The organism is Thermosynechococcus sp. FA-CM-4201 (assembly GCF_054689355.1).
The window spans coordinates 101,821-125,148 of sequence record NZ_CP079920.1 but is presented as its reverse complement, the minus strand read 5'-3'; the positions used below and the strand labels follow the sequence as shown (position 1 = coordinate 125,148).

The window sequence follows — 23,328 nt, the reverse complement described above, 5'->3', positions numbered from 1 at the left end:
TGCACAACTACGGAAAGTTTCAAGTCTATGCTGCATCCGCGTTTAGCCGCTGCCTTTGAGCAGCGTTCCGTTCTCAAGATTATTAGTGGCCTCAACAATTTTGATCGCGATCGCGTGCGGGCGGTGGTAACTGCTGCCGATCAGGGGGGTGCCACTTTTGTCGATATTGCTGCCGATCCTGAACTGGTGCGCCTTGCCAAGGAACTGACGACACTGCCCGTCTGTGTGTCTGCGGTGGAGCCATTACAACTGCTGAATGCCGTTGCCGCTGGTGCCGATCTCGTTGAAATTGGTAACTACGATAGCTTTTATGCCCAAGGGCGGGTGTTTAGCGCTGAGGAAGTGCTGGGGTTGACGCGCCAAACTCGCGAGTTGCTGCCCCAAATCATGCTGTCGGTAACCGTGCCCCACACGCTGCCGTTGGATCAACAGGTTGCCCTCGCTGAGGCCTTGGTGGCCGCCGGTGCCGATGTCATTCAAACCGAAGGAGGGACAAGTAGCCAACCCTACCACAGTGGCACGTTGGGTCTCATTGAAAAAGCAGCGCCCACATTGGCGGCAGCCTATGAAATTTCCCGCGCTGTGGCGGTGCCGGTGCTGTGTGCTTCGGGGCTTTCGACGGTGACGATTCCGCTGGCGATCGCCGCTGGGGCTGCGGGTGTCGGGGTCGGCTCTGCTGTCAACCAACTCAATAGTGAAGTGGCCATGGTGGCCAGTGTGCGTGCCCTCGCCGAAGCAGTCAAAGGTGCCATCGCCATCCACCGCTAAAGCTGGGGTGAAGCTCTCCCGATTGGCTGTGGCCTGTGCTAACCGTCTCTTTGAGGGCGATCGCGGAGCACGCGGCGATCGGGAGCGTTTTTTAGAGGCTCTCACCACTCCCCCACCCTACCCTGCCACGGTGCTTTGGTGCAGAGAGCCAAATTCCCCCTTACCCTTTGAGCCATTGCCGCCACTTCCTTGGCAGCCCCCTTGGGTGAGTCGCTTTGCCCCGGGCAGCCGTACCGGTCAACATCCTCTCCATGAGGCGGGTGCCTACTATTGCCTAGATAGCTCATCGGTATTTGCGGCGGTTCCCCTGCTGACACTGCCCCAAGAGCCGTCCTTAGTGATTGATGTGTGTGCGGCGCCCGGCGGCAAGAGCCTCTTTGCGTGGCGATCGCTCCAACCCCGTTACCTTGTGTGCAATGAAACCATTGGTAAACGGGTAGGGATGCTCATTAGCAATCTCAAACGCTGCCGTGTCCATCCCGTGGGCGTCACTGCTTGGGATAGTGAAGTGCTGGCTGCTGAGTTTCAAGGCACTGCCGATGTGGTGATTGTGGATGCCCCCTGCTCCGGCCAATCCCTGCTGGCCAAGGGGCAAAAAGCCGAGGGGTGTTTCCATCCCCTGACGATTCACCGTAACCAAGGGCGACAAAAGCGGATTCTGGCGGCGGCAACTGCCCTTGTGCGGCCGGGGGGATGGCTGCTCTATAGCACCTGCACCTTTAGTCAGGATGAAAATGAGGATGTGGCGGCTTGGCTCATGGCAAAGTTTCCGCAGTGGGTTCCTCAACCCGTGCCGGCACTGGCGGCCTATCAATCCCATCTAGCGGCATTTCCTTGCTATCGGCTGTGGCCCCACCAAGGGGAAGGGGCAGGTGCCTTTACGATTCTCTGGCAACATCAGGGCATGGGGGAATCAAACCCGCTCCCCGATTTGGGCGAGCGCTGGCGCTGGCAATCTAGCTCCCAACCCGCATAGGTAATGGCAGCAACGGCATTTTGATCTAAACACCGCCCGAAAATGCGACCACTGGCGATCGCTGCGCGTCCCATCAGGGTGACGCCTAGAAGCTGCCATTGGCGATTGATCACCACTTGACCCAAGCTCTGACCCTCAGGATTAAACTGCTGAATCTCCCACAGTTGAATCGGTTCTCTGAGGCGCTGCTGTGCTTGCCGCGCATTCCAACCGACGCGGACAATGGGAACAGGTAGGACAATCCACCAGGGCTGACAACGGTAGTCGAGGGTCATGGGTTTGCGCTGCAAAATCTGGCGGGCGATCGCAAAGGCCTCAAAGTAGGTCAGAGAGGGCAAATGGTATCCCCGCTGCCAACCGCCACAGGCATAAACTTGGGGATGACTGGTGCGCCCTTGGCCATTGATCCGCAACCACCCTTGGCCATCTCGCTGGAGGCGGTGCAGGTTCAAAGGAGTTGGATCGGGGGCTTTCCGCCTTCCCAGCAGGGGAACCCCTAGACCGAGGCCACTCAGGGCCGCGTGCAGGCGATCGTTGAACCACGCATCTTCTGTGGCCACCAGCGGCAGACCTTGTGCCTCGGGATCCGGGGCTTTGCCAGACCAGTGGTGCCAACAGGCCAGCTCAATTCTGCTGAGGGCGTCCATTCCATGGGCATCCATTGCCGCAGGCGCATCAAGGAGTAAATAGCCTCGCGCATAGAGGCGATCGCCCCCCACCTGAAAATGACAGCGGGGCTGCCAGACAAATTCCCCCGCCCCTGTGATCACATCGACCCCCACCAGTTCCAAGACCCTAGGGGCATAGCGTCGCTGGCCGTGGCTGAGGTGGGCTTGAAAGTGCTGCCACTGCTGAGTATCCAACCTTTGGGGGGGAAACTGCGACAGCCACCAGCGTTGCCACTGCCATTGCCACTGCGCATCAGCGGCTGGGATCACCAAGCCAATCCGCCCCAAGGCCGCACACCGATAGGCAATGTCCAATGCCAAGGGACTCGCCGCCACAATCAGCAAATCATACTCAAAGCGCATAGGAAATTAAGATAGAAACGACGACACTGGCAGCCGCTATGAAGCCCATCCGCACGTTTAACGTTCGTCCCCACTTGCCGCAACGTTTGGAACCCCTGCGGGAATTGGCCTACAACCTCTACTGGACGTGGAACACGGAGGCGATCGCCCTCTTTCGCCGCCTCGACCCAGAACTGTGGGAGCAAACAAACCACAACCCCGTCGCCCTCTTGGGACGCATTCGCCAAGATCGCCTCTTGGATGCGGCTGCCGACAACGGCTTTTTGGCACAGATGGAGCGGGTGATCAGCCAATTTCAAGAATATGCCCAGCCTGTGCAGACGTGGTACCAGCAAACGCGCACGGACGCGCCCCCCGGCGAGTGTATTGCCTACTTTTCCCTTGAATTTGGCCTCACAGAGTGCCTGCCCATCTATTCGGGGGGCTTGGGGGTCTTGGCGGGAGATCACCTCAAATCCGCCAGTGACTTGGGACTTCCCTTGGTGGGGGTGGGGCTGCTCTATCAAAAGGGCTATTTTTCGCAGTACCTCAGTGCCGATGGCTGGCAGCAGGAGCGCTATCCCAGCAATGATTTTTATACCCTGCCCCTGAAGCTGATCACGACTCCCCAAGGCCAAGAACTCCGCATTCGCGTGGATTACCCCAATCGGGACGTGCAAGCACGGATCTGGCAAGTGCAAGTGGGTCGGGTTCCCCTCTACCTGTTGGATACGAATTTGCCGGAAAACAGTGCCTACGATCAGCAGATCACCGATTACCTCTATGGCGGCGATATGGATCTGCGCATCCATCAGGAGATGCTGCTGGGCATTGGGGGAGTACGCCTGCTGCGCAGCTTGGGGTTGCGGCCAACGGTCTATCACATGAATGAGGGGCACTCAGCCTTTTTGTCCCTAGAGCGGATTCGTCAACTAATCACCGAAGACCATCTCACCTATGATGAGGCCTTGCAGGTGGTGCAGGCCAGCCAACTCTTTACCACCCACACTCCTGTGCCTGCGGGAATTGATCTATTTCCTGCCGATAAGGTGACCTACTATGTCGGCCACTATGCGGAGGCGTTTAACCTTTCGCAGCAGGAGTTTCTCTCCCTTGGCCGCGTGAATCCGGGAGCTTTTCAAGAACCCTTTAGTATGGCGAACTTAGCCATTCATACCGCCAGTTTTGTCAACGGGGTGAGCGCGCTCCACGGTGAAGTCTCCCGCCAAATGTTTCAAGGCCTGTGGCCCAATCTGCCGCCGACGGAGGTGCCGATTACTTCGATTACCAATGGCGTCCATGCTCGCAGTCGCGTTTCTGAACCACTGCAATACCTGCTGGATATTTACCTTGGGCCGCAGTGGTCTGATGCGCCCTTGGCGGATCCCCTCTGGTCGCGGGTCAGCAGTATTCCCGATGAGGAGTTGTGGCGTATCCATGAGATCTGCCGCTATCAGTTGGTGATGTTTGTGCGATCGCGCCTGCAACGGATGCTCGAAGAGCAGGGCGCCTCTAGTGCTGAATTGACGCAAGCAGCAGAAGTGCTGGATCCAACGGCCTTGACGATTGGCTTTGCCCGTCGCTTTGCCACCTATAAACGCGCCACTCTCTTTTTGCGGGATGTGGAACGGCTGCGGCGGATTCTATTGGGATCCGTACCGGTGAAAACGGGAGCAAAGCAGCGGCGTCCCATTGTTCAGTTTGTGATTGCGGGGAAGGCACACCCCAAGGATAATCCCGGCAAAGAACTGATTCAGGAAATTATTCACTTTACGCGCCAAGAGGGCATGGCCAACCACATTGCCTTTATCCCGGACTACGATATGCACGTAGCAAAAATGATGGTGGCGGGGTGTGATGTCTGGCTGAATACCCCTTTGCGGCCTCAGGAGGCCTCGGGTACCAGTGGCATGAAGGCGGCCATGAATGGGCTACCCAATCTAAGTACGTTGGACGGTTGGTGGGACGAGGCAGATTATGTGAAAACGGGTTGGGCGATTGGCCACGGCGAAACCTATGACGATCGCCACTACCAAGATCAAGTAGAAGCCAATGCCCTCTATGAACGCTTAGAGCGGGATGTCATTCCCCTCTTTTACGATCGCGATGAAAATGGCGTGCCGCGCGGCTGGGTGCAAAAGATGAAAGCCGCCCTCTCTTTGAATACGCCCCAGTTCAATACTGCCCGCATGGTGCGCGAGTATGCCCATCGTGGCTATTTCCCCGCTAGCGATCGCTACTTTATCCTCAAGGAAAATAACTATGCCGCAGCCAAGGAACTGGCTCGCTGGAAAGCCCATGTCTTTGAACATTGGTACTCGATTCAGATCATTCGTGTTGAAACCTCGGCTGAGCACAACCTCGAAGTCAACGAACTGGTTGAAGTCAAAGCCGTGATTGCCCTCGGTGCCCTATCGCCAAGCGATGTGCAGGTGATTTTGTTCCAAGGGCGGGTGAATGAGGCCGGTACCCTAGAGGAGGCCTGTCCTACCCTGATGACATTTGTGGGTACCACCCCTGAAGGGCATAGCCTTTACACCGCTGAGATTAGCTACGACACAAGTGGCCACCAAGGCATTGCCCTACAACTGCTACCGCGTCACGCCTATTTGAGTCATCCCTATGAAATGGGACTGGTTTTGTGGGCTTAGGAGAGAATCAGGTTGCGATTAACGGATCAGCAAGTGCAGCAAATTTGCCAGATAGTGGCGGCGCTAGTGGGTACTGAGGCTGAGGTGTGGTTGTTTGGTTCGCGGGTGGACGATCGCCTCAAGGGCGGCGATGTGGATTTGTTAATCAGGCTCTCCCAACCCGTTGAGCATCCTGCCCTTGTTAGCGCCCGCCTCGGTGCCAAAATCAGCCGTGCTATGGGGGGTCGTAAAGTGGATATTGTTCTCTGGGCACCCAATCTCCAGCGGCAACCCATTCATGATTGGGCTCAACAAACGGGAATCCGCTTGCAATGCTAAGTCCGCAACTTCAGGAACGCCTACATCACCTTTGCGAATTGGTGGCGCGAGAAGTAGCACACCTACAAGTAACGGATCAACGCCTCTTTCAGGAACCCTTTACAGCACAACGGGCGGCACAATTGGAGGAAGATGTTGATCTTGCGGAGCGCGTGGATGCTTTTGTGGCACGCTTTGGCCGCCTTCAAGATACCCTAGGGAGCAAGCTCTTGCCCGCCTATCTCAGTGCCTTTGGCGAACCAGTGGCCACTTTTTTGGAAAACCTTGACCGTGCTGAACGGCTCGGCCTTGTGCCCGATGCTGAGGCTTGGTTTACAATGCGGCAACTGCGCAATCAAATGGTTCACGATTACATTCGAGATGCGGCCGTTTTAGCCACGAGTTTGCAAGCTGCCCATGAGTTTGTTCCTGTCCTGATTGAAACTGCGACTCGGTTTTGTCAACGCATCAAAGAGGTGTCCCCTTCCTAAATGGCCTATGCGATCGCCCCCCCCAAAAACGGTTGTTGATCTCCCCACCATCACCCTCACCCTCGAAAGTCAGGGGAAAACGCTGACCTATGCCCTAACACAACCAGAGCATCGCCTAGGGCGAGATCACCAGTGGGCAGATCTAGTGGTGCCCGATGATCCACTGTGGTCAGTGATTTCCAGCCGTCATGCCGTTTTGCAGCAACAGGGGGCAACCTACTACCTCTGGGATGGCGATGGCCATCAACGCCGCAGTACCAATGGCACCTTCTACAACCGACGCCGCATCGGCATTGAAGAGGGCTTTGCCCTTGGGGAAACCCTACGCCTAGAAATTGGCCAAGACCCGAAAAACAAAGTGCAATTGCTGGTGCAGATCCAGTTTTCGGGAGCGACTAGCCCACCGCCCTTGCCACAGCAGCGTCGCCTTGTCCTCAAACCCCTCAAGGAATGGCCGCTGACTTTAGGGCGCGAAGCCAGCAACAGTTATCAGCATTGGCAACTGGATGCCCCCACGGTGTCTTTGCGCCACGCCAGTATTGATCGCACCAGTGCCGGTCTCTACGTCCTACGGGATTTGGGCAGCAGCAACGGTACCTATGTCAACGCCAAGCTCCTCAAAGACCCCTACACACTCCGCAATGGGGATCAAATTCGCATTGGGCCTTTTGTCCTGCTCTACCGCCACGAGACCCTCGAGATTACCGATCAGGGCAGTCACATTCGCATTGATGCTTGGGGGTTGGAACGACGGGTAAAAACCCCAGCGGGCGATCGCCCCCTCTTACAAGAGGTTTCCTTTGTGGCGGAGCCGACACAGCTTGTGGGTATTGTCGGTGGCAGTGGTACGGGGAAATCCACCCTCTTGAAAGTGTTGATGGGGCTGGATCCCCTTCAGGCAGGACAGGTGCTACTCAATGGTCTCGATCTGCATCGCAATCTTGCCACCTACCGTCACCAAATTGGTTATGTGCCCCAAGATGATATTGTCCATGCCCGCCTCACGGTGGCCGAAGTCCTGAACTATGCGGCGCAACTGCGCTTACCAGCGGATACCGATGCCCAAAACCGCAAAGCAGCCATTCAGCGAGTTCTTGAACAGGTGCAGTTAACGGGGACTGAAGATCAACTAGTGGCGAGTCTCAGTGGCGGTCAGCGCAAGCGGGTGAGTATTGCCGTTGAGCTATTGGCCAACCCCAAGCTCTTTTTCCTTGATGAACCCACCTCGGGTCTGGATCCGGGGCTAGACTTTTTGTTGATGCAGTTGCTGCGGCAATTGGCAGATCAAGAACGCACGATTGTCTTGGTGACCCATGCTACAAGTCATGTGCATTTGTGCGATCGCCTGCTGGTTCTAGGTTCGGGTGGGCGTCTTTGCTATTTTGGCCCCGGCGATCAGGCTCGGCAATTCTTTAGTCGAACGGGCGATCGCCCCCTGAATTCCGTGGCTGAAATCTATGCCCTCTTGACCCCCGAAAAGAGTGCCGAATGGAGTCAAAAGTTTCGCCAATCCACGGACTATCAGCGCTACCTGGCCAACCACCTCAGCATGGGGCACCACTATGAGAGCACCAGTGTTTTGGGGGGCGAAAACCGTGCCCGTGCCGAACCCCCTCCCCAACAGCCAGCACCCCCTCACCTCTATCAATGGCGGGTGTTGTGTCAACGCCAGTGGCAACTCCTGTGGCGCGATCGCCTGAGTCTTGTCTTGAATCTGATCAGCATCCCCATTGCCCTGCTGCTCACCCGCTTTGCCATCGATCGCTCCCCCTTTGTGCCCCAAGATCCCCCCGGCCTGCTGCAAGCGGCTCAAACCCTGCGCATTCTCTTTGTCTTTACCTGTGCCTGTCTTTGGGTGGGACTCTCCGGCTGGGCGCAAGCCTTGATTACAGAGGTGGCCATCTACCGTCGCGAACGCCTTGCCAATCTCAGTCTCTGGGCCTACATGGCAGCTAAACTCACCCTTGGCAAGGGGATGGCTTTGGTACAAACGCTGCTCATTACCCTTGTGGCACTGTTGGCCTTTGGTCTGCCGCAGGGTGCCCTCCTGCCTTGGCCTTTGGGGTTTGGCATCACCACTTTCCTGACGCTGGTGGCCAGTCTCTGTTTGGGACTGTTGATCTCCGCTGCCGTGAGTAATAGCGATCAAGCGAGCAAGATTTTACCACCATTGCTCCTGCCGCAAATTATCTTTGCCGGTGTCCTCTTTAAGCTCACAGGCATTGCAACGGCGCTCTCTTGGCTGACGATTGGCCGCTGGACAATGGGTGCCTATGGTGCCTTGATTGACGTGAATGGCATGGTACCGCCGCCCCTTGATTTTGGCCTCTTTGAACCACCGCCTCAGCCCTTTGATCCAACCCCTGTCTATGCCCCCACTTGGGGTAATCTGCTGCTAAATTGGGGACTACTGATCCTCCACAGCCTGATATACACAGGTGTGGCCACGTATCTGCAACGGCGCAAAGGCTAGTACGGTTCTTTGATCACCATGAATAAGCTCGTCACGCCAGTTGTGGGGGCAGCTTACTGAGGACTGTTGGTGTACCGAAAACTGGTATCCAAAAATACAACGACTCCCGATCAAATCAGTTAGGTTAGTCGATTAGCCTCCTAGTATTCCCTGACATTCCGTTCAAAGCATTGAGACGAGCACCTATGACCCGATCTGCGAGTTCCCCTAGCCTGCTCTCTGTTGCCGAACTGCAAGACCTCAACCAACGCAGCAATTGGGCTGGCCTCCGACAGTTAACCCTCCATTTAGGCATCATCCTTGTCAGTGATGCGGTGTGGCTGACGCAATTCGGGGAGCGCTGGTGGTTGGCGATTCCGGCTCTTGTCCTCTGTGGCACTAGTTTAGCGACGATGTTTGCCACGCTTCATGAGTGCTCCCACCGCACGGCCTTTGCCAGTCAATGGTTGAATGACGCGGTGGCGTGGTTGGCCGGGCTGCTGTGCTTTTATAACAGTGATTTTTACCGGCGCTATCACAAATGGCACCATCGCTATACGCAAATCCCCGGCAAAGACCCAGAACTCGATGATCCTAAGCCCACAAACTGGCGGGAGTATCTCTGGGAACTGAGTGGCTTGCCTTGGTGGTGGGGCAAACTGCAAACCTTCTGGAACCTGTTCCTTGGCCGCTTGGAGCGCTATCCCTACATCACCCCTGAGGCACGTCCTGAGGTGATCCGCTCGGCACGACTGCAACTGTTCGTCTATGGGGGGGCGATCGCTCTTTCGGTGGCCTTGGGCTATCCTTGGTTTGTCCTGGCTTGGGTAGTCCCCTTGGCAGTCGGTCAGCCCGTCCTGCGGTTCATTTTGCTGGCGGAGCATACCAATTGCAGCAATGACAATAATGGCTTAACCAATACGCGCACCACCCTCACCCTGTGGCCAATTCGTCTCTTGATGTGGAATATGCCCTACCACACGGAGCATCACCTCTATCCCTCGATTCCTTTCCATGCCCTTGCCAAGGCGCATACCCTGCTGAAACCCCATCTAGGGCACTGTGTCTCGGGCTATTTCCAAGTGCACCGCCAAATTGTGGCGCAGTTTAAGCAAGCATGACGGTAGGGACGTGGCAAACCCACAACTTTCCCCTTGCCTGTGGCGTCACGTTGCCGACCCTGCAATTGGTCTATGCCACCTATGGGGAGTATCGCGGGGACAATGCCATTCTTTACCCCACTTCCTATGGTGCCCAGCACCCCGATATTGACTGGCTGATTGACCCGACGGGTATCCTCAACCCCCAAGACTGGTTTGTGATCATTATCAATATGCTGGGGAATGGCCTATCCACCTCCCCGAGTAATGATCGCCACTGTGGTCTGCGGGAAACGGGCTTTTGGTTTAGCCATTGGGACAATATCCGTGCCCAAGCGCAGCTTCTTGCAGAAGTTTTTGGCATTGAGCGGCTGGCCTTGATCTATGGCTGGTCGATGGGGGCACAGCAGGCCTACTATTGGGGTGTGCATTTTGGCGATCGCGTCCAGCGCATTGCTGCCCTTTGTGGCACCGCCCGCACCACGGATCACAATCGCCTCTTCTTGGAGAGCCTGCGGGCAGCCTTGACAGCGGATCCAGCGTGGGATGGTCAGCGGTTTCAGGGCATTCCTGAGCGGGGGTACCGCGCCTTTAGCTATATCTATGCCAGTTGGGCAGCGTCCCAAGCCTTTTACCGCCAAGGCATCTACCGCCAGTTGGGCTATGCCTCCCTAGAGGAGTATCTACAGCAGGGCTGGGAAGCCAATTATCGTCGTCGCGATCCCCATGATCTATTGGCCATGATTGACACGTGGCTGAACTGCGATGTCGGCTCCCTCCGTCCCGATGGCAATTACACCGCTGCCCTTGGGCAAATTACCGCCAAAACCCTCGTCATGGCTGCCAGTACCGACCTTTACTTTACGCCAGAAGACTGCGAGGCAGAGGCAAAACGCATCCCCAATGCCCGTTTTCAGGTGATTGATTCGATTTGGGGGCACCGCGCGGGCAATCCTCGCCAAAGTCCTGCGGATGCTGCGGTGATTCGTAACGCTGTGGCGGAACTTTTGGCCAGTTCCTAACTTTCTGTATATCTACTGATTGCGATCGCCCGAGCATTGCGGGAAGATCTAACAAATGAGCCAAAACTGTTCCTTCTAAAGAGAGACCGCTGCCGCACCCATGGAGACTGATGTCGTTTCCCTGTACGGGCGCGATTACATTCCGATTGTCGCCCCGCCCCTGCCTGCTACCAAGATTCAAACCCACCCCAAAACCGTTCCCGTCCTCAAGGACGATGATGTATTGCTCATCTGTGATGAGTTGGGCAATATCTGCAACGACGAACAGCAAACGGCGATTACGGGGCTATTTTGCCAAGATACCCGCTTCCTGAGTCAAGCGGAGTTGCGGGTGGGGGGCGATCGCCCGGTGCTGCTGAGTTTTCACTGTACGGGTAGCCATGCCCTCAAGGTGGTGTGCACCAACCCTAAACAGCCCGATGTGCCAGCGGAAGCATTGGCGATCGAACGATACCTCGTTGTGCGCGGTGCCCTTTTTGAGACGATTCTGATTACCAACCACCAAGTACAGCCCGCCGTGGTGGATATTCAACTGACCTTTGCGGCAGACTTTCAGGATTTATTTGAAATTCGCCAATACGGCAGTGGTCGCCCGCAGCGGGGACAGACGTTGCAACCCGTCAGTTGTGAATTGCGCCATACCAAGGGACGCGCCGATCTCTGCTTTGCCTACCAAGGCCTTGATGGTGCCCTCATGGAGACCCAAGTGCAGTTCTTGGGCACCCCCCCCGACCGTCTTGATGACACCACCGCCACATGGCACCTCAAGCTGGAACCCCAAGGCTACCACAGCATTCACTATTGCGTCCGTCCCTTTACCAATGGCGCACCCACAGCCCATGTCTCTGTGCCTTCATCTCTAGCGGCTGCCGATCAAGCGGCGCAACAGGAACGGCAACAATGGTGGTCAGACTGTACGGAAATTGTCACCTCGAATCCCCAGTGGAATCGCATCCTGCGGCGGGGGATGGCGGATCTCTATATGCTGTTGCAGTCCTTTGGTCACGGCAAGGTCTTGACGGCGGGTATTCCTTGGTTTGCGACGCTTTTTGGTCGCGACTCGATTATTGCCGCAATGCAAACGCTGATCTTGAATCCAGCGATCGCCCGTGATACGCTGCGCACCCTTGCCCATTACCAAGGGAAACAGGTCTGTCCTGAGCGCGATGAGCAACCGGGGAAAATTCTCCACGAGCTGCGCTTTGGCGAGATGGCACGCAACCGCGAAATCCCCCATACGCCCTACTACGGCACCGTGGATGCCACGCCCCTCTGGCTGATGCTCTATGCCGACTACTACCATTGGACGGGCGATCGCGCCACCCTAGAGCAGTTATGGCCCCATGCCCTTGCGGCAATGAATTGGATTGATCAGCAAATGGCGGCCACGGGCTACCTCACCTACGATCGCCAAGCAGCCAAAGGCATTGACAACCAAGGCTGGAAAGATTCTGGCAATTGCATTGTCAACCGTCGCGGTCAACTGGCGCACAGTCCCATTGCCCTCTGTGAAGTCCAAGGCTATGTCTATGCCGCTAAAACCCGTCTCAGTGCCCTTGCTCGAGACTTTGGCTATGGCGAGTGGGGCGATCGCTGGCAAAACGAGGCCGCTGCCCTCAAAGACCGCTTCAACCGTGACTTTTGGCTAGAATCAGAGGGCTTCTATGCCCTTGCCCTCGATGGCGACGGTCGGCCGGTGGATAGCCTTACCTCTAATGCAGGGCAGTGCTTGATGACAGGGATTTGCGACCCCGAGAAAGCGCAGCGGATAGGGCAACGCTTGCGGCTACCTGATCTCTTTAACGGTTGGGGCATCCGCACCCTCAGCAGTACCTCCCCTGCCTACAATCCCATTGGCTATCACTTAGGGTCGGTCTGGCCCCACGATACCAGCCTCATTGCCTTGGGACTACGTGCCATTGGTGATAGTGACTTTGCCCTGACTTTGGTGGAGACGCTCTTTGAGATGGTGTGTCGCCAACCGGATCTGCGCCCGCCAGAACTCTTTTGTGGCTTCGATCGCCAGACCTACCCCCAACCTGTGCAATATCCCGTGGCCTGCTCTCCCCAAGCTTGGGCAACCGGCAGTCTCTTCCAGTTCATCCAGATCATGGTTTGGCCGCTGGTGGATGCCTGCCAGGGCAAGTTCTTGGTGCATCAGCCCCTGTTGCCCGCCAGTATCGAGGAACTCCACATCCGTCATCTGCGGGTGGGTGACAGTCGCTTTCATCTGCGGCTCTGGCGCACCGGCGAGAAGGGCTGTGACTGGGAAGTGCACCCAGCGTAACGAAGCGTAACTAGCGGCGATCGCCCTCGCTAAAGTAGAGGTGGCTCAGTTCCCACCCTCTGTAACGCGAGTAACAGCATGACACGAACCACGGCCTACGACATTTGGCGCGCCGGTCATCAGCCCCTGCGTCCCCTCTTTGCCCCCAAAAGTGTTGCTGTCATCGGTGCCAGTGAAAAAGAAGGCAGTGTTGGCCGCACCCTTCTCTGGAATCTGATTCAAACCCCCTTTGGCGGAACGGTTTTTCCGGTCAACCCGCGCCGCAGTTCGGTGTTGGGCATCAAGGCCTATGCCAGTGTGACGGCGATTCCCGAAGCGGTTGATCTCGCGGTCATTGCCACCCCTGCGGCTACAGTGCCAGCGGTGGTTGCCGAGTGTGCAGCAGCGGGTGTGAAGGGGGCAATTATTGTCTCGGCTGGGTTTCGGGAAGTGGGGGCGGCGGGTCTTGCCCTCGAAGAAGAGATTTTAGCCATTGCCCGGCAGGCGCGGATGCGCATTATTGGTCCCAATTGTTTGGGGGTAATGTGTCCGCCCACGGGCCTGAATGCCACCTTTGCCGCCACGATGGCGCGATCAGGTCATGTCGGTTTTCTCAGTCAAAGTGGCGCCCTGTGCACTTCGATTTTGGACTGGAGCCTTCAGGAGAATGTCGGCTTTAGTGCTTTTGTTTCCATTGGCACGATGCTGGATGTGGGCTGGGGCGACCTCATTTACTACCTAGGCGATGACCCGCAAACCCGCTGCATTGTTATTTACATGGAATCTTTGGGGGATGCGCGATCGTTCCTCTCCGCCGCGCGGGAAGTGGCCTATGTCAAGCCAATTATTGTCATCAAAGCAGGACGCACTGCTGCCGCCGCTCAGGCTGCCGCTTCCCATACCGGAGCATTGATGGGTTCCGATGCAGTGGTGGATGCGGCCCTAGAACGCTGTGGGGTGCTGCGGGTGGAAACCATTGAAGATTTATTTGACATGGCAGAGGTCTTAGACAAGCAATCGCGCCCCAAAGGCCCCCATCTGACGATTCTCACCAATGCCGGCGGCCCCGGTGTCTTGGCTACCGATGCGCTGATTCGGGCGGGTGGTCAACTCAGTCCCCTTTCTGGGGATACGCTACAGGCACTGAATCAAGTGCTCCCCCCCGCTTGGAGCCACGGCAACCCCGTGGATATTTTGGGGGATGCCACTGCCGATCGCTACCTCAAGGCACTGCAACACTGTGAAACCGATGCCAACAGTGATGGCCTACTGGTGGTGCTCACCCCCCAAGCCATGACGGATCCGCTGGCGATCGCCCAAGATCTGGCTGCCTATGCCAAAAAACGCCCCAGTGGTGCCAAGCCGATTCTGGCCAGTTGGATGGGGGGCACAACAGTCAAAGGGGGAGAAGCGATTCTCAATCAGGCGGGCATTCCCACCTATGCCTATGCCGATACCGCTGCCCGCATCTTTAGTTATATGTGGCGCTATAGCGATCACTTGCAGGCGCTCTATCAAACCCCCTCGCTGCCCCTAACCACCACCCCCCCGGATCGGGATGCTGTGAGTCAACTCTTTGCGCACGTGCGCAGTGAAGGGCGCACCCTGTTGACAGAGTGGGAAGCCAAGACGGTTCTTGCTGCCTATGGCCTGCCGGTGGTGGAAACCTGTATTGCCCGCAGTGAAGCAGAGGCGGTGGCTGCCGCCGATCGCCTAGGGTATCCCGTAGTTCTCAAGCTCTATTCGCCCACAATTACCCACAAAACCGATGTCGGGGGTGTTGCCCTCAATCTTCCCGATGCGGCTGCAGTTATCACTGCCTACCAACAGATAGAAAAAAATGTCACCACTGCTGCTGGGGCGGGTCATTTTGCTGGTGTCACCGTGCAGCCGATGATCCCTTGGAAGGGGTTTGAACTGATTTTGGGCAGTTCCACCGATGCTCAATTTGGGCCGGTGATTCTCTTTGGCACGGGCGGACAGTTGGTGGAAGTCCTCGAAGACACAGCGATCGCCCTTCCGCCTTTGAACACCACCTTGGCACGTCGTCTGATTCAGCAAACGAAAATTTCCCGTGCCTTTGCCGGAGTGCGGGGCTGGCCGGCGGTCAACCTTGCCCTGTTAGAAGATCTGCTGGTGCGCTTTAGTCTGCTGGTGGTGGAGCAGCCGTGGATTAAGGAAATTGACATCAACCCCCTCCTAGTGGCGCCCCCCGATCGCCTGATGGCCTTGGATGCCCGCATTGTGCTCCACAAAGAGGAAAGCACCTTTGTCAAGCCCGCCATTCGTCCCTATCCCAGCCAATACGTCAGTCCGTGGCAGTTGCGCGATGGCACTCCGGTGCTGATTCGGCCAATTCGGCCAGAGGATGAACCCCTGATGCGGCAGTACCATGCCACCCTTTCGGAGCAAAGTGTCTATTTGCGCTATTTCCACCTGATGAAGCTATCGCAGCGGGTTGCCCACGAGCGCTTGGTGCGCATCTGTTTTGTGGACTACGATCGCGAGATGGCTTTGGTGGTCGAGCATCAAGACGCCAGTGAACCGCAAATTATTGGTGCCGCTCGCCTCAGTAAGGATCACTTTAGCAATACAGCCGAGTTTTCAATGTTGATTAGCGATCGCTGGCAGCGGCAAGGCCTTGGCACTGAATTGCTGCACCGCTTGATTCAAATTGGCCGCGATGAGGGGCTAAGTGCCATCCACGCCTATGTTCTCAAGGACAACGAGGGGATGATTCGTATTTGCCGCAAATTAAACTTTGAGTTCGCGGCGGGTGATGATCCCAGCGTTTGGTTTGTGCAGCTTGCCCTCTAGGGGATCCAAAGCATGGAACCCTAGGATCATTGATGTAGGACAATAGGTTCCGTTGAGTCGATTACGGGAAGCGTGAACAAAGTAACCAAGATTGGGGTGATTGGTGGCGGTCAGTTGGCTTGGATGTTGGGGCTGGCGGCCAAGGAAATGGGACTCTCACTGTGGGTACAAACGCCTGCGGCAACGGATCCAGCCGTCGCGGTTGCTGAGGGGGTCTGCTATGGGGCGATCGCTGATGTAGCAACGACAGCGCAACTGGCTAAGCGGGTTGAGGTGATTACCTTTGAGAATGAGTTTGTGGATCTCGAGGGGTTGCAGCACCTTGAACAGCAGGGGGTTTGTTTTTATCCCCGCCTTGCTTCCCTCGCCCCCCTCTTGGACAAATACCAGCAGCGGCACTTTTTGCAGACACTGGGGATTCCTGTACCGGCCTTTAGCTATTTGGGCGATCGCCCCCCCACTTTACCCTGTGTGATTAAGGCCTGTCGCCACGGCTATGACGGCCAAGGAACATTTGTCATCCCCGATGAACAGGCATGGCAGCAGTTTCAGCAGCGCTGGCCAGAAATCCCGCCCCAAGGGTTTTTGGTGGAAGCCTTTGTGCCCTATGTCAAAGAATTGGCGATCATGGCAGCGCGATCGCCCCAAGGGGAGATTGCCCTTTATCCTGTGGTGGAAACGCAGCAGGTGGATGCCATCTGTCGCTGGGTCATTGCTCCCGCCCCGGTTGACCCCCAAGTAAGTGAGCAAATTGAGCAGATTGCCCGCCAAATCCTGACGGCCCTTGATGCTGTGGGTATTTTTGGCATTGAGTTTTTCCTCACAGCTAGGGGTGAGGTACTCGTGAATGAAATTGCCCCCCGCACCCACAATTCTGGGCATTACACCATTGATGCCTGTGTCACCAGTCAATTTCAGCAGCACTTGCGCGCCATTAGTGGCCAGCCCTTGGGCAGTCCCGCCATGCAGGTACCGGCAGCGGTCATGGTCAATCTCCTAGGCTTAGCCGAACCGCAGGTGGACTATGGAGCAAAATGTCAGGCCTTGGCGGCTCTCCCCCACGCGAACCTTCACTGGTATGGTAAAAGTCAAACCTACGCGGGTCGCAAGTTGGGGCATCTTACGGTACTGTTGGCAGAACCGACGGCAGCCCTACCCATGATCCAGCACATTGAAGCTATCTGGTATAGTACGCCTGTTGCTGTGTAAGCGTTCCTGCTAATGCGTTCTCACTCCTTTCCTCAGCCCCTTGATCGCGCTGCTTTGAGTGTGTTCCTTGTGGCGCTGGTGCTGACCCTTTTGCTGTTGTGGGGGGGCGATCGCACCCAAGCCCAAGTGCGGGACTTTACATGGCAAAACCGCGATGTCGGGTCTGACGATCGCGCCTTTATCCTCGCCTTTAATCGGCTGATGGATTGGTCATCGGTGGCGGAGCATCTCAAGATTGAGCCACCCCTTGAGGGCAAGGCCAGTTGGTCGGGGCGCCGTTTTGCCTACACGCTGACGCAGCCAATTCCCTACGGTCAAACCTTCAAAGTCTCCCTCGAGGATGCTATTTCTGTACCCCAAGGGAAACCAATCAAACCCTTTCAGGGCCAGTTTCGCAGTCGCGATCGCGTGCTGGTCTATCTTGGCTCCGGGGTCGAAGAGGGGCGCCTCATCCTCTATAACCTGACGCTGCAACAGAAGACCTTCCTCAGTCCCCCCAATCTACGGGTGTTTGACTTTCAGCCCTACCCTGCCGGCGATCGCATTCTCTTTAGTGCCGGCGAGCGGGGCGAGCAAATGGGTTTTGACCCCCAACTGTACACTGTCACCACTGGGCTATACTTCAATGCCCCTGAAACCCCCCGCCGGCAACCGCGACCCGTGGGGGAAATTTCCCTGATCCTTGACAACAGCGAGTATCAAAACCTGCGCTTTCAGTTGGCCAATGATGGTAGCAAAATTGTGGTTCAGCGGGTGAATCGTCTCCAGCCTGCGGATAGCTCCCTGTGGCTCCTCGATGAAAATTTTCAGCCTCGGCGACTCAACCAAGCGGCTGCCGGTGATTTTCGCATTGCCCCCGACAACCAGCATTTAATCATTGCCCAAGGGCAGGGGTTAGCGATTGTGCCCCTAGAACCCGGCAATGGCGAGAGTGACTTTGACTTTTTGCCGCAGTATGGCATGGTGCTGGACTTTAGCCGGGATGGACGACAAGTGGCAGCGGTGAAGTTTAACCCCAACTTCTCGCGATCGCTCTATGTGGTGGACATCTTTGGCGAGCATAGAGAACTGCTAACCATCAACGGCTCAATCATTGCTGGTCAATTTGACCCCAAGGGGGAATTTCTCTATGCCATCCTCACCCGCATTGAAGGGGAAGGCCATTACCGCGAAGTTCCCTACCTTGCCCTTTTTGATCTAAAAACCAAGGAACTGTTTAAGCTCAAGGATTTTGACCCGCAGCAGGAACTCTACCTCAGCTTGGCGCCCGATGGCCGTACATTGGCCGTTGACTATGTTGAGGGACGAGAAATCCCCGATGTTGTGGACAATAGCGATCTGTATAGTGAGACTGCCCCCGTCAACCCCAGTCCCAGTGATTTGGCAGAACTGCCCACTGACCCCCAAATATCACCCCCGCCACCGCGTCAACTGCCCCCTCAACAGCATCAAATTTGGCTCTTCCCCCTAGAATTAGATCAAGATAAGATTGTCGTTGGGATGCCAGAACCCTTGGCACCCGGCTTGCAAGCACGGTGGTTACCTTAACAATGGCAGCAGCAACTGGTCGGGTTGTCCTCAATCACTCTACCCATATTGAAGGCCTGATTCCCGTCTTGGAAAAATTAGCCAAAGTGGCGGGGATTAGTACGCTCACGCCCGGTGTCATTGCTCCTGTCAAAGGTAAATCGCCTCACCTGCATCTACGGGTCTCGGTGCCTATCAAAGGCGGTTTTAAGGTGATTGCGCGGCGCGGCAAAACTGTGCAGGAAGTCTTTGTTGTCACCCAACTCAGTGAAGCCGAATTGAAAGCGGCCATTGATGCCGTGCTGGCCTCTAAATAAGCCATGTTCAAATCCATTGGCCAAGGCCTAGGGAATGAAACCAGCCGCTTGATTTTGCGACGCTTGGGGGAAGCGCTGATCACGCTGCTGTTGGCCTCGGCGTTGAGTTTTGCCATTATGCAGTTGGCGCCGGGAAACTACCTCGACAATCTCAAGGCGGATCCGCAGATTTCCTTGGAACGCTTGCAGGAATTAGAGCGGCAATTTGGCCTCGATAAGTCCCCCGTAGAGCAATACTTTCGCTGGCTGTGGCAAATTATTCGCTATGGCAACTTTGGTACCAGTTTTGTCTATCAGCGATCGGTGGCCTCCCTATTGTGGGAGCGCGTACCCGCCACCCTCCTGCTCTCTTTTAGCTCGATTCTCCTGACATGGGGATTAGCGATTCCCTTAGGGATTTGGGCAGCGGTGACCCAAGATCGTTGGAGCGATCGCCTGCTGCGGGTCATTAGTTACATTGGCCAAGGGTTTCCCAGTTTTATTACCGCCCTCTTGCTGCTCTTTCTTGCCCAAAGCACCCCCTTGTTTCCGGTGGGGGGGATGACCAGCCTCTTTTACGATGAGCTACCGTGGTGGGGCAAAGTTCTCGATATTGGCTGGCACCTGATTTTACCGACTATTGCCCTCACCCTCACCAGTTTTGCCGGTTTACAACGCCTGATGCGCGGCAATTTACTGGATGTGCTGCGGCAAAACTATATTCAAACGGCACGAGCCAAGGGACTGCCGGAATCACGGGTGATCTATGTCCATGCCCTGCGCAATGCCGTGAACCCCTTAATTACCCTGTTGGGCTTTGAATTTGCCAGCCTCCTCAGTGGCGCCTTTATTGCCGAGTTTTTCTTTAACTGGCCGGGTCTCGGTCGGCTCATTTTACAGGCGGTAACTGCCCAAGATATCTATGTTGTCATGGCCAGCCTGATGATGGGGGCAGTGATGCTGATTGTCGGCAACCTCCTTGCGGATTTACTCCTGAAATGGGCTGACCCACGTATCCAGCACTGATGCAGATAAAAGTTTACATAAAAAATACAAAAATTTACAGAAATAGCTCGATGCCATATTTACAAGTTATAGTGACGTAGGATATTTTATGAATGCTGCTCTACATATCAATCCCAATTTTTTGAGTGGCGTAAGGCTTTCGTACAGGAATATCCTTGCAAAAGGTTAGGTGACATTATGGATAAAAGTACCTCTAGGCAGGAAAGCACGAAGCAAAATAGCTCCAGAGAATACTTTGAAGATATTATAGAAGACGTTACGCAAGGTATAGCTGCACTGACCAACGAAAATAACATCAAAGAAGCTGTAGCTACTGTACTTACTACTACTGGTACTGTACTTACTACTACTGGGATAGCGGCTGCTATTGGCGCAGGAGAATTGATTATTCCAGTTGCAATTGCAACCTCTACAGTGCCCGCTGCTGGACTTGCTGGCTGGTTAGGCTTCACGACAACTGCTACAACTGTTGTTGGTGTACCAGCTCTAGGAGTTATTGCAGCAGCTTCCTTAGTCGGTTACAGTGTCTACAAAGGAATTGAAGTTGCCCAAAAAGAAGCTCAACAAGAAAAAGAAGAGTCATAAAGACAATTATAGCTATTCCAATCAAGAATGAGACATTATCCAGCACAATAATTGCGAATCACTTCATCAATAGAACTGTTTGACCCTGCATATATCCGCGCTCGCTTCAACGCAATGAGGTCGTGCTCAATCACGTTCAAATCAGGAGAGTATTTCGGTAAAAATAACACCCCGTGACCCGCCGCTTTGACCGCTTCCTGAATCGCCCCTTTCGGATGAATTGGTGCATTATCCATCATCAACAACGAACGTTTCTCTAACGCCGGCAAACAGTACTGACTCAGCCAGTTCATAAACCCTAACGCATTCAAATATCCTGAAAACAGCATCGGCGCTATGAAGTCTTTCTGCTGCCTATACCGTCCCGCCACTAAACTCTCTCTTCTCTTACGCTTCCCCGCTCGCTCTCCATTAATTCGTTGGCCTCGCGCTGACCCCCCATACTCACACTCCACCCGAGCGTCAAACCCCGTCTCATCGATATACACCACCGTTTCCTTCCCATGGCTCTCTACCCATGTGTCGAGCTGCTGTTGATACGCTTGGCGCTCTGCCTCAGACCGTTCTTGGTAACGCATCTGTTTTTTTTCGGGTGATGCTCATCTGGTCGAGGGCGTAACTAATGGTGGAAACTTGGACGCCAAATCGCTGGGCGCGGTCGATTAAACGGTCATCGAGATGGGCAGCAACATCAGCCGCCCAATCCAGTTTCCAAGGACGACGAGGCACAACCGTGGGGGCTAAGTCGTCTCGCTTCAGCCAGCGATGGATGGTGGCGCGACTGACCTGAAAGATTTGAGTCGCTTTACTGATTTTGCCGCCTTGCTTGATATGGGAGACAACCCACTCTCGTAAGTCCAAGCTATAGCTCGTATTCTTGAGTGATATTCATGACTCTTTGAGTATAGCCTATCCCTCTTGAAAATATCTCACTCCCTTTCGAAGTGACTATAACATGGCTAAAATCCTGAACTTCGTGGTTGAAAAGTAGCGAACCAATAGAGTGTAAGCACTCCTACAGTGCCAAGATTTTGCAGCCAAGTACCGCCCCAAGCATAAAGTGCGATAAGCGAGACTACTGCTGCCACAGTGGTAATCGTAAATCGCATCCTAAACTCCAAGCAATATCTTTGTTCCCTAGTAAACAATCTCAAGTAGCTCTTCTTTAGGCAGTTGGCGCATGGCTTTTCTTATTCTAAGCAGGATGTGCTACTATAATGAGTCTGGCATTATACATAGTGTTTAGGTATGCCCAAAGTTCTGGTTTCCGATCCCATTGAACAGGTGGGGCTTGATTTGCTTGCCCAAGTGGCACAGGTGGATGTCAAAGTTGGCCTCTCAGAGGAAGAATTGATCAAAATCATTCCCGAATACGATGCCCTGATGATTCGATCGGGAACCAAGGTCACGAAGGACGTAATCGAAGCGGCTAGCCAACTGAAAATTATTGGCCGTGCTGGGGTTGGCGTAGATAACGTGGATGTGCCTGCGGCCACCCGTAAAGGGATCATGGTGGTCAACTCCCCAGAGGGCAACACTATTGCTGCTGCGGAGCATACCTTGGCGATGATGCTCGCCCTTGCTCGACATATTCCCGATGCGAATGCTGCGGTGAAAGCAGGTCAATGGGATCGCAAGCGCTTTACGGGGGTAGAGGTTTACAAAAAAACCCTTGGCATTATTGGCTTGGGCAAAATTGGCTCCCATGTGGCCACGGTTGCGCGTGCAATGGGGATGAAACTCCTTGCCTATGACCCCTATCTTTCAACGGAGCGAGCCGAACAACTGGGCTGCCGTCTTGTGGAATTGGATGTTCTTTTTGCGGAATCGGACTTTATTACGCTGCACTTGCCGAAGACCCCAGAAACTCAGCATCTGATTAATGCCAAAACCATTGCCAAGATGAAGCCCACAGCCCGTATTATTAACTGTGCACGGGGCGGCATTATTGATGAAGCAGCGCTGGTGGAGGCGCTCAAGAGCGGTAAGCTGGCGGGGGCTGCCCTCGATGTCTTTGAAAATGAACCCCTTGAGGCAGAGTCTCCGCTGCGTGCCTTGGGGATGGAAGCCATCTTGACCCCCCACTTGGGGGCTTCCACCGAAGAAGCACAGGTGAATGTGGCCATTGATGTTGCCGAACAAATTCGCGATGTGCTCCTAGGGTTACCGGCGCGATCGGCAGTCAATATCCCCGGTTTGCGTCCGGATGTTCTCGAAAAACTAGCGCCCTACATGCAGTTAGCAGAAACCCTCGGTAACCTTGTGGGGCAATTGGCTGGTGGTCGGGTCGAGTCTCTGGAAGTCCGTTTACAAGGGGAACTGGCTACCAATGACAGTCAACCGATTGTGATTGCTGCTTTGAAGGGGCTGCTCTCACCAGCGCTACGGGAGCGGGTCAACTATGTGAATGCTGGGTTAGAGGCCAAAGAACGGGGAATTCGTGTGGTCGAAACCCGCGATGAATCGCAGCGGGATTATGCGGGGTCGCTGACATTGATTGCCAAGAGTCCCTCGGAAACCCGCTCGGTGTCTGGTGCCTTGCTGGCTCACAGTGAATTGCGGATCACCAGTATTGATGACTTTCCCATTAGTGTGGCACCAACTCGTTATATGTTGCTGACGCTGCACCGCGATATGCCGGGCATCATTGGTAAAATTGGTACCCAGTTGGGGAGCTTCAATGTCAACATTGCCAGTATGCAGGTGGGACGCAAGATGGTGCGCGGCAATGCGGTGATGGTGATTAGCTTGGATGATCCCCTACCCGAAGGCCTCTTGGAGGAAATCCTGAAAGTCCCCGGTATTCGTGATGCCTATATCGTGAATCTGTAGGCA

At 55.1% G+C, this 23,328-nt stretch carries 17 protein-coding genes and 1 pseudogene; 16 read left to right on the top strand and 2 right to left on the bottom strand.

What is annotated here, in order from left to right; genetic code table 11:
- The first annotated feature begins 27 nt into the window (after positions 1-27).
- Positions 28-768, top strand: a complete 741-nt coding sequence (locus tag KV190_RS00580) for a DUF561 domain-containing protein (RefSeq protein WP_460194110.1) — start codon at positions 28-30, stop codon at positions 766-768.
- Positions 746-1,744: an RsmB/NOP family class I SAM-dependent RNA methyltransferase gene (locus KV190_RS00575; RefSeq protein WP_460194109.1), complete on the top strand. Its 999-nt coding sequence runs from the start codon at positions 746-748 to the stop codon at positions 1,742-1,744. The genes KV190_RS00580 and KV190_RS00575 overlap by 23 nt, the downstream gene beginning before the upstream one ends.
- Here the strand turns inward: KV190_RS00575 and KV190_RS00570 are convergent.
- Positions 1,666-2,775, bottom strand: coding sequence for a hypothetical protein (locus KV190_RS00570; RefSeq protein ID WP_460194107.1), 1,110 nt, complete (start codon positions 2,773-2,775; stop codon positions 1,666-1,668). The genes KV190_RS00575 and KV190_RS00570 overlap by 79 nt on opposite strands.
- Before the next feature lie 38 nt (positions 2,776-2,813).
- Here KV190_RS00570 and glgP point away from each other — a divergent pair, with 38 nt between their 5' ends.
- The 13 genes from glgP to KV190_RS00505 all read left to right on the top strand — a co-directional run bounded on the left by glgP (position 2,814) and on the right by KV190_RS00505 (position 20,493).
- On the top strand, positions 2,814-5,405 hold the full coding sequence (gene glgP, locus KV190_RS00565; RefSeq protein WP_460194105.1) for an alpha-glucan family phosphorylase: 2,592 nt from the start codon (positions 2,814-2,816) through the stop codon (positions 5,403-5,405).
- Between the two features lie 12 nt (positions 5,406-5,417).
- Entirely contained in the window at positions 5,418-5,723 is a 306-nt protein-coding gene (locus KV190_RS00560; protein WP_460194103.1) for a nucleotidyltransferase domain-containing protein, read from the top strand.
- Positions 5,717-6,193, top strand: coding sequence for a hypothetical protein (locus KV190_RS00555; protein ID WP_460194102.1), 477 nt, complete (start codon positions 5,717-5,719; stop codon positions 6,191-6,193). Before KV190_RS00560 ends, KV190_RS00555 begins: the two co-directional genes overlap by 7 nt.
- Before the next feature lie 7 nt (positions 6,194-6,200).
- Positions 6,201-8,666: an ATP-binding cassette domain-containing protein gene (locus tag KV190_RS00550; protein WP_460194101.1), complete on the top strand. Its 2,466-nt coding sequence runs from the start codon at positions 6,201-6,203 to the stop codon at positions 8,664-8,666.
- A 185-nt stretch (positions 8,667-8,851) separates the two neighbouring features.
- Entirely contained in the window at positions 8,852-9,766 is a 915-nt protein-coding gene (locus tag KV190_RS00545) for a fatty acid desaturase family protein (protein ID WP_460194099.1), read from the top strand.
- On the top strand, positions 9,763-10,767 hold the full coding sequence (locus KV190_RS00540) for an alpha/beta fold hydrolase (RefSeq protein ID WP_460194098.1): 1,005 nt from the start codon (positions 9,763-9,765) through the stop codon (positions 10,765-10,767). Before KV190_RS00545 ends, KV190_RS00540 begins: the two co-directional genes overlap by 4 nt.
- A 100-nt stretch (positions 10,768-10,867) precedes the next feature.
- The gene (locus KV190_RS00535) at positions 10,868-13,054 is read left to right on the top strand and encodes an amylo-alpha-1,6-glucosidase (protein ID WP_460194097.1); all 2,187 of its coding nucleotides are present in this window, start codon (positions 10,868-10,870) and stop codon (positions 13,052-13,054) included.
- Positions 13,055-13,132: 78 nt separating this feature from the next.
- Positions 13,133-15,850 carry a bifunctional acetate--CoA ligase family protein/GNAT family N-acetyltransferase gene (locus tag KV190_RS00530; protein ID WP_460194095.1) on the top strand — a complete coding sequence of 906 codons (2,718 nt, stop codon included), beginning with the start codon at positions 13,133-13,135 and terminating at the stop codon, positions 15,848-15,850.
- Between the two features lie 72 nt (positions 15,851-15,922).
- The gene (locus tag KV190_RS00525) at positions 15,923-17,059 is read left to right on the top strand and encodes a 5-(carboxyamino)imidazole ribonucleotide synthase (RefSeq protein WP_460194094.1); all 1,137 of its coding nucleotides are present in this window, start codon (positions 15,923-15,925) and stop codon (positions 17,057-17,059) included.
- A 12-nt stretch (positions 17,060-17,071) separates the two neighbouring features.
- Positions 17,072-18,607 carry a hypothetical protein gene (locus KV190_RS00520; protein WP_460194093.1) on the top strand — a complete coding sequence of 512 codons (1,536 nt, stop codon included), beginning with the start codon at positions 17,072-17,074 and terminating at the stop codon, positions 18,605-18,607.
- A 2-nt stretch (positions 18,608-18,609) separates the two neighbouring features.
- The gene (locus KV190_RS00515) at positions 18,610-18,903 is read left to right on the top strand and encodes a DUF2103 domain-containing protein (protein ID WP_460194092.1); all 294 of its coding nucleotides are present in this window, start codon (positions 18,610-18,612) and stop codon (positions 18,901-18,903) included.
- Between the two features lie 3 nt (positions 18,904-18,906).
- Positions 18,907-19,908 (top strand): ABC transporter permease, encoded by a 1,002-nt coding sequence (locus KV190_RS00510; protein ID WP_460194090.1) that lies wholly within the window; start codon positions 18,907-18,909, stop codon positions 19,906-19,908.
- Positions 19,909-20,085: 177 nt separating this feature from the next.
- The gene (locus tag KV190_RS00505; protein ID WP_460194089.1) at positions 20,086-20,493 is read left to right on the top strand and encodes a hypothetical protein; all 408 of its coding nucleotides are present in this window, start codon (positions 20,086-20,088) and stop codon (positions 20,491-20,493) included.
- A 35-nt stretch (positions 20,494-20,528) separates the two neighbouring features.
- On the opposite strand, the pseudogene KV190_RS00500 reads toward KV190_RS00505, so the two are convergent.
- Positions 20,529-21,381 (bottom strand): annotated as a pseudogene (locus tag KV190_RS00500) (IS630 transposase-related protein).
- Positions 21,382-21,741: 360 nt separating this feature from the next.
- On the opposite strand from KV190_RS00500, the gene serA reads away from it, so the two are divergent.
- The gene (gene serA / locus KV190_RS00495) at positions 21,742-23,325 is read left to right on the top strand and encodes a phosphoglycerate dehydrogenase (protein ID WP_460194087.1); all 1,584 of its coding nucleotides are present in this window, start codon (positions 21,742-21,744) and stop codon (positions 23,323-23,325) included.
- Positions 23,326-23,328: the final 3 nt, after the last annotated feature.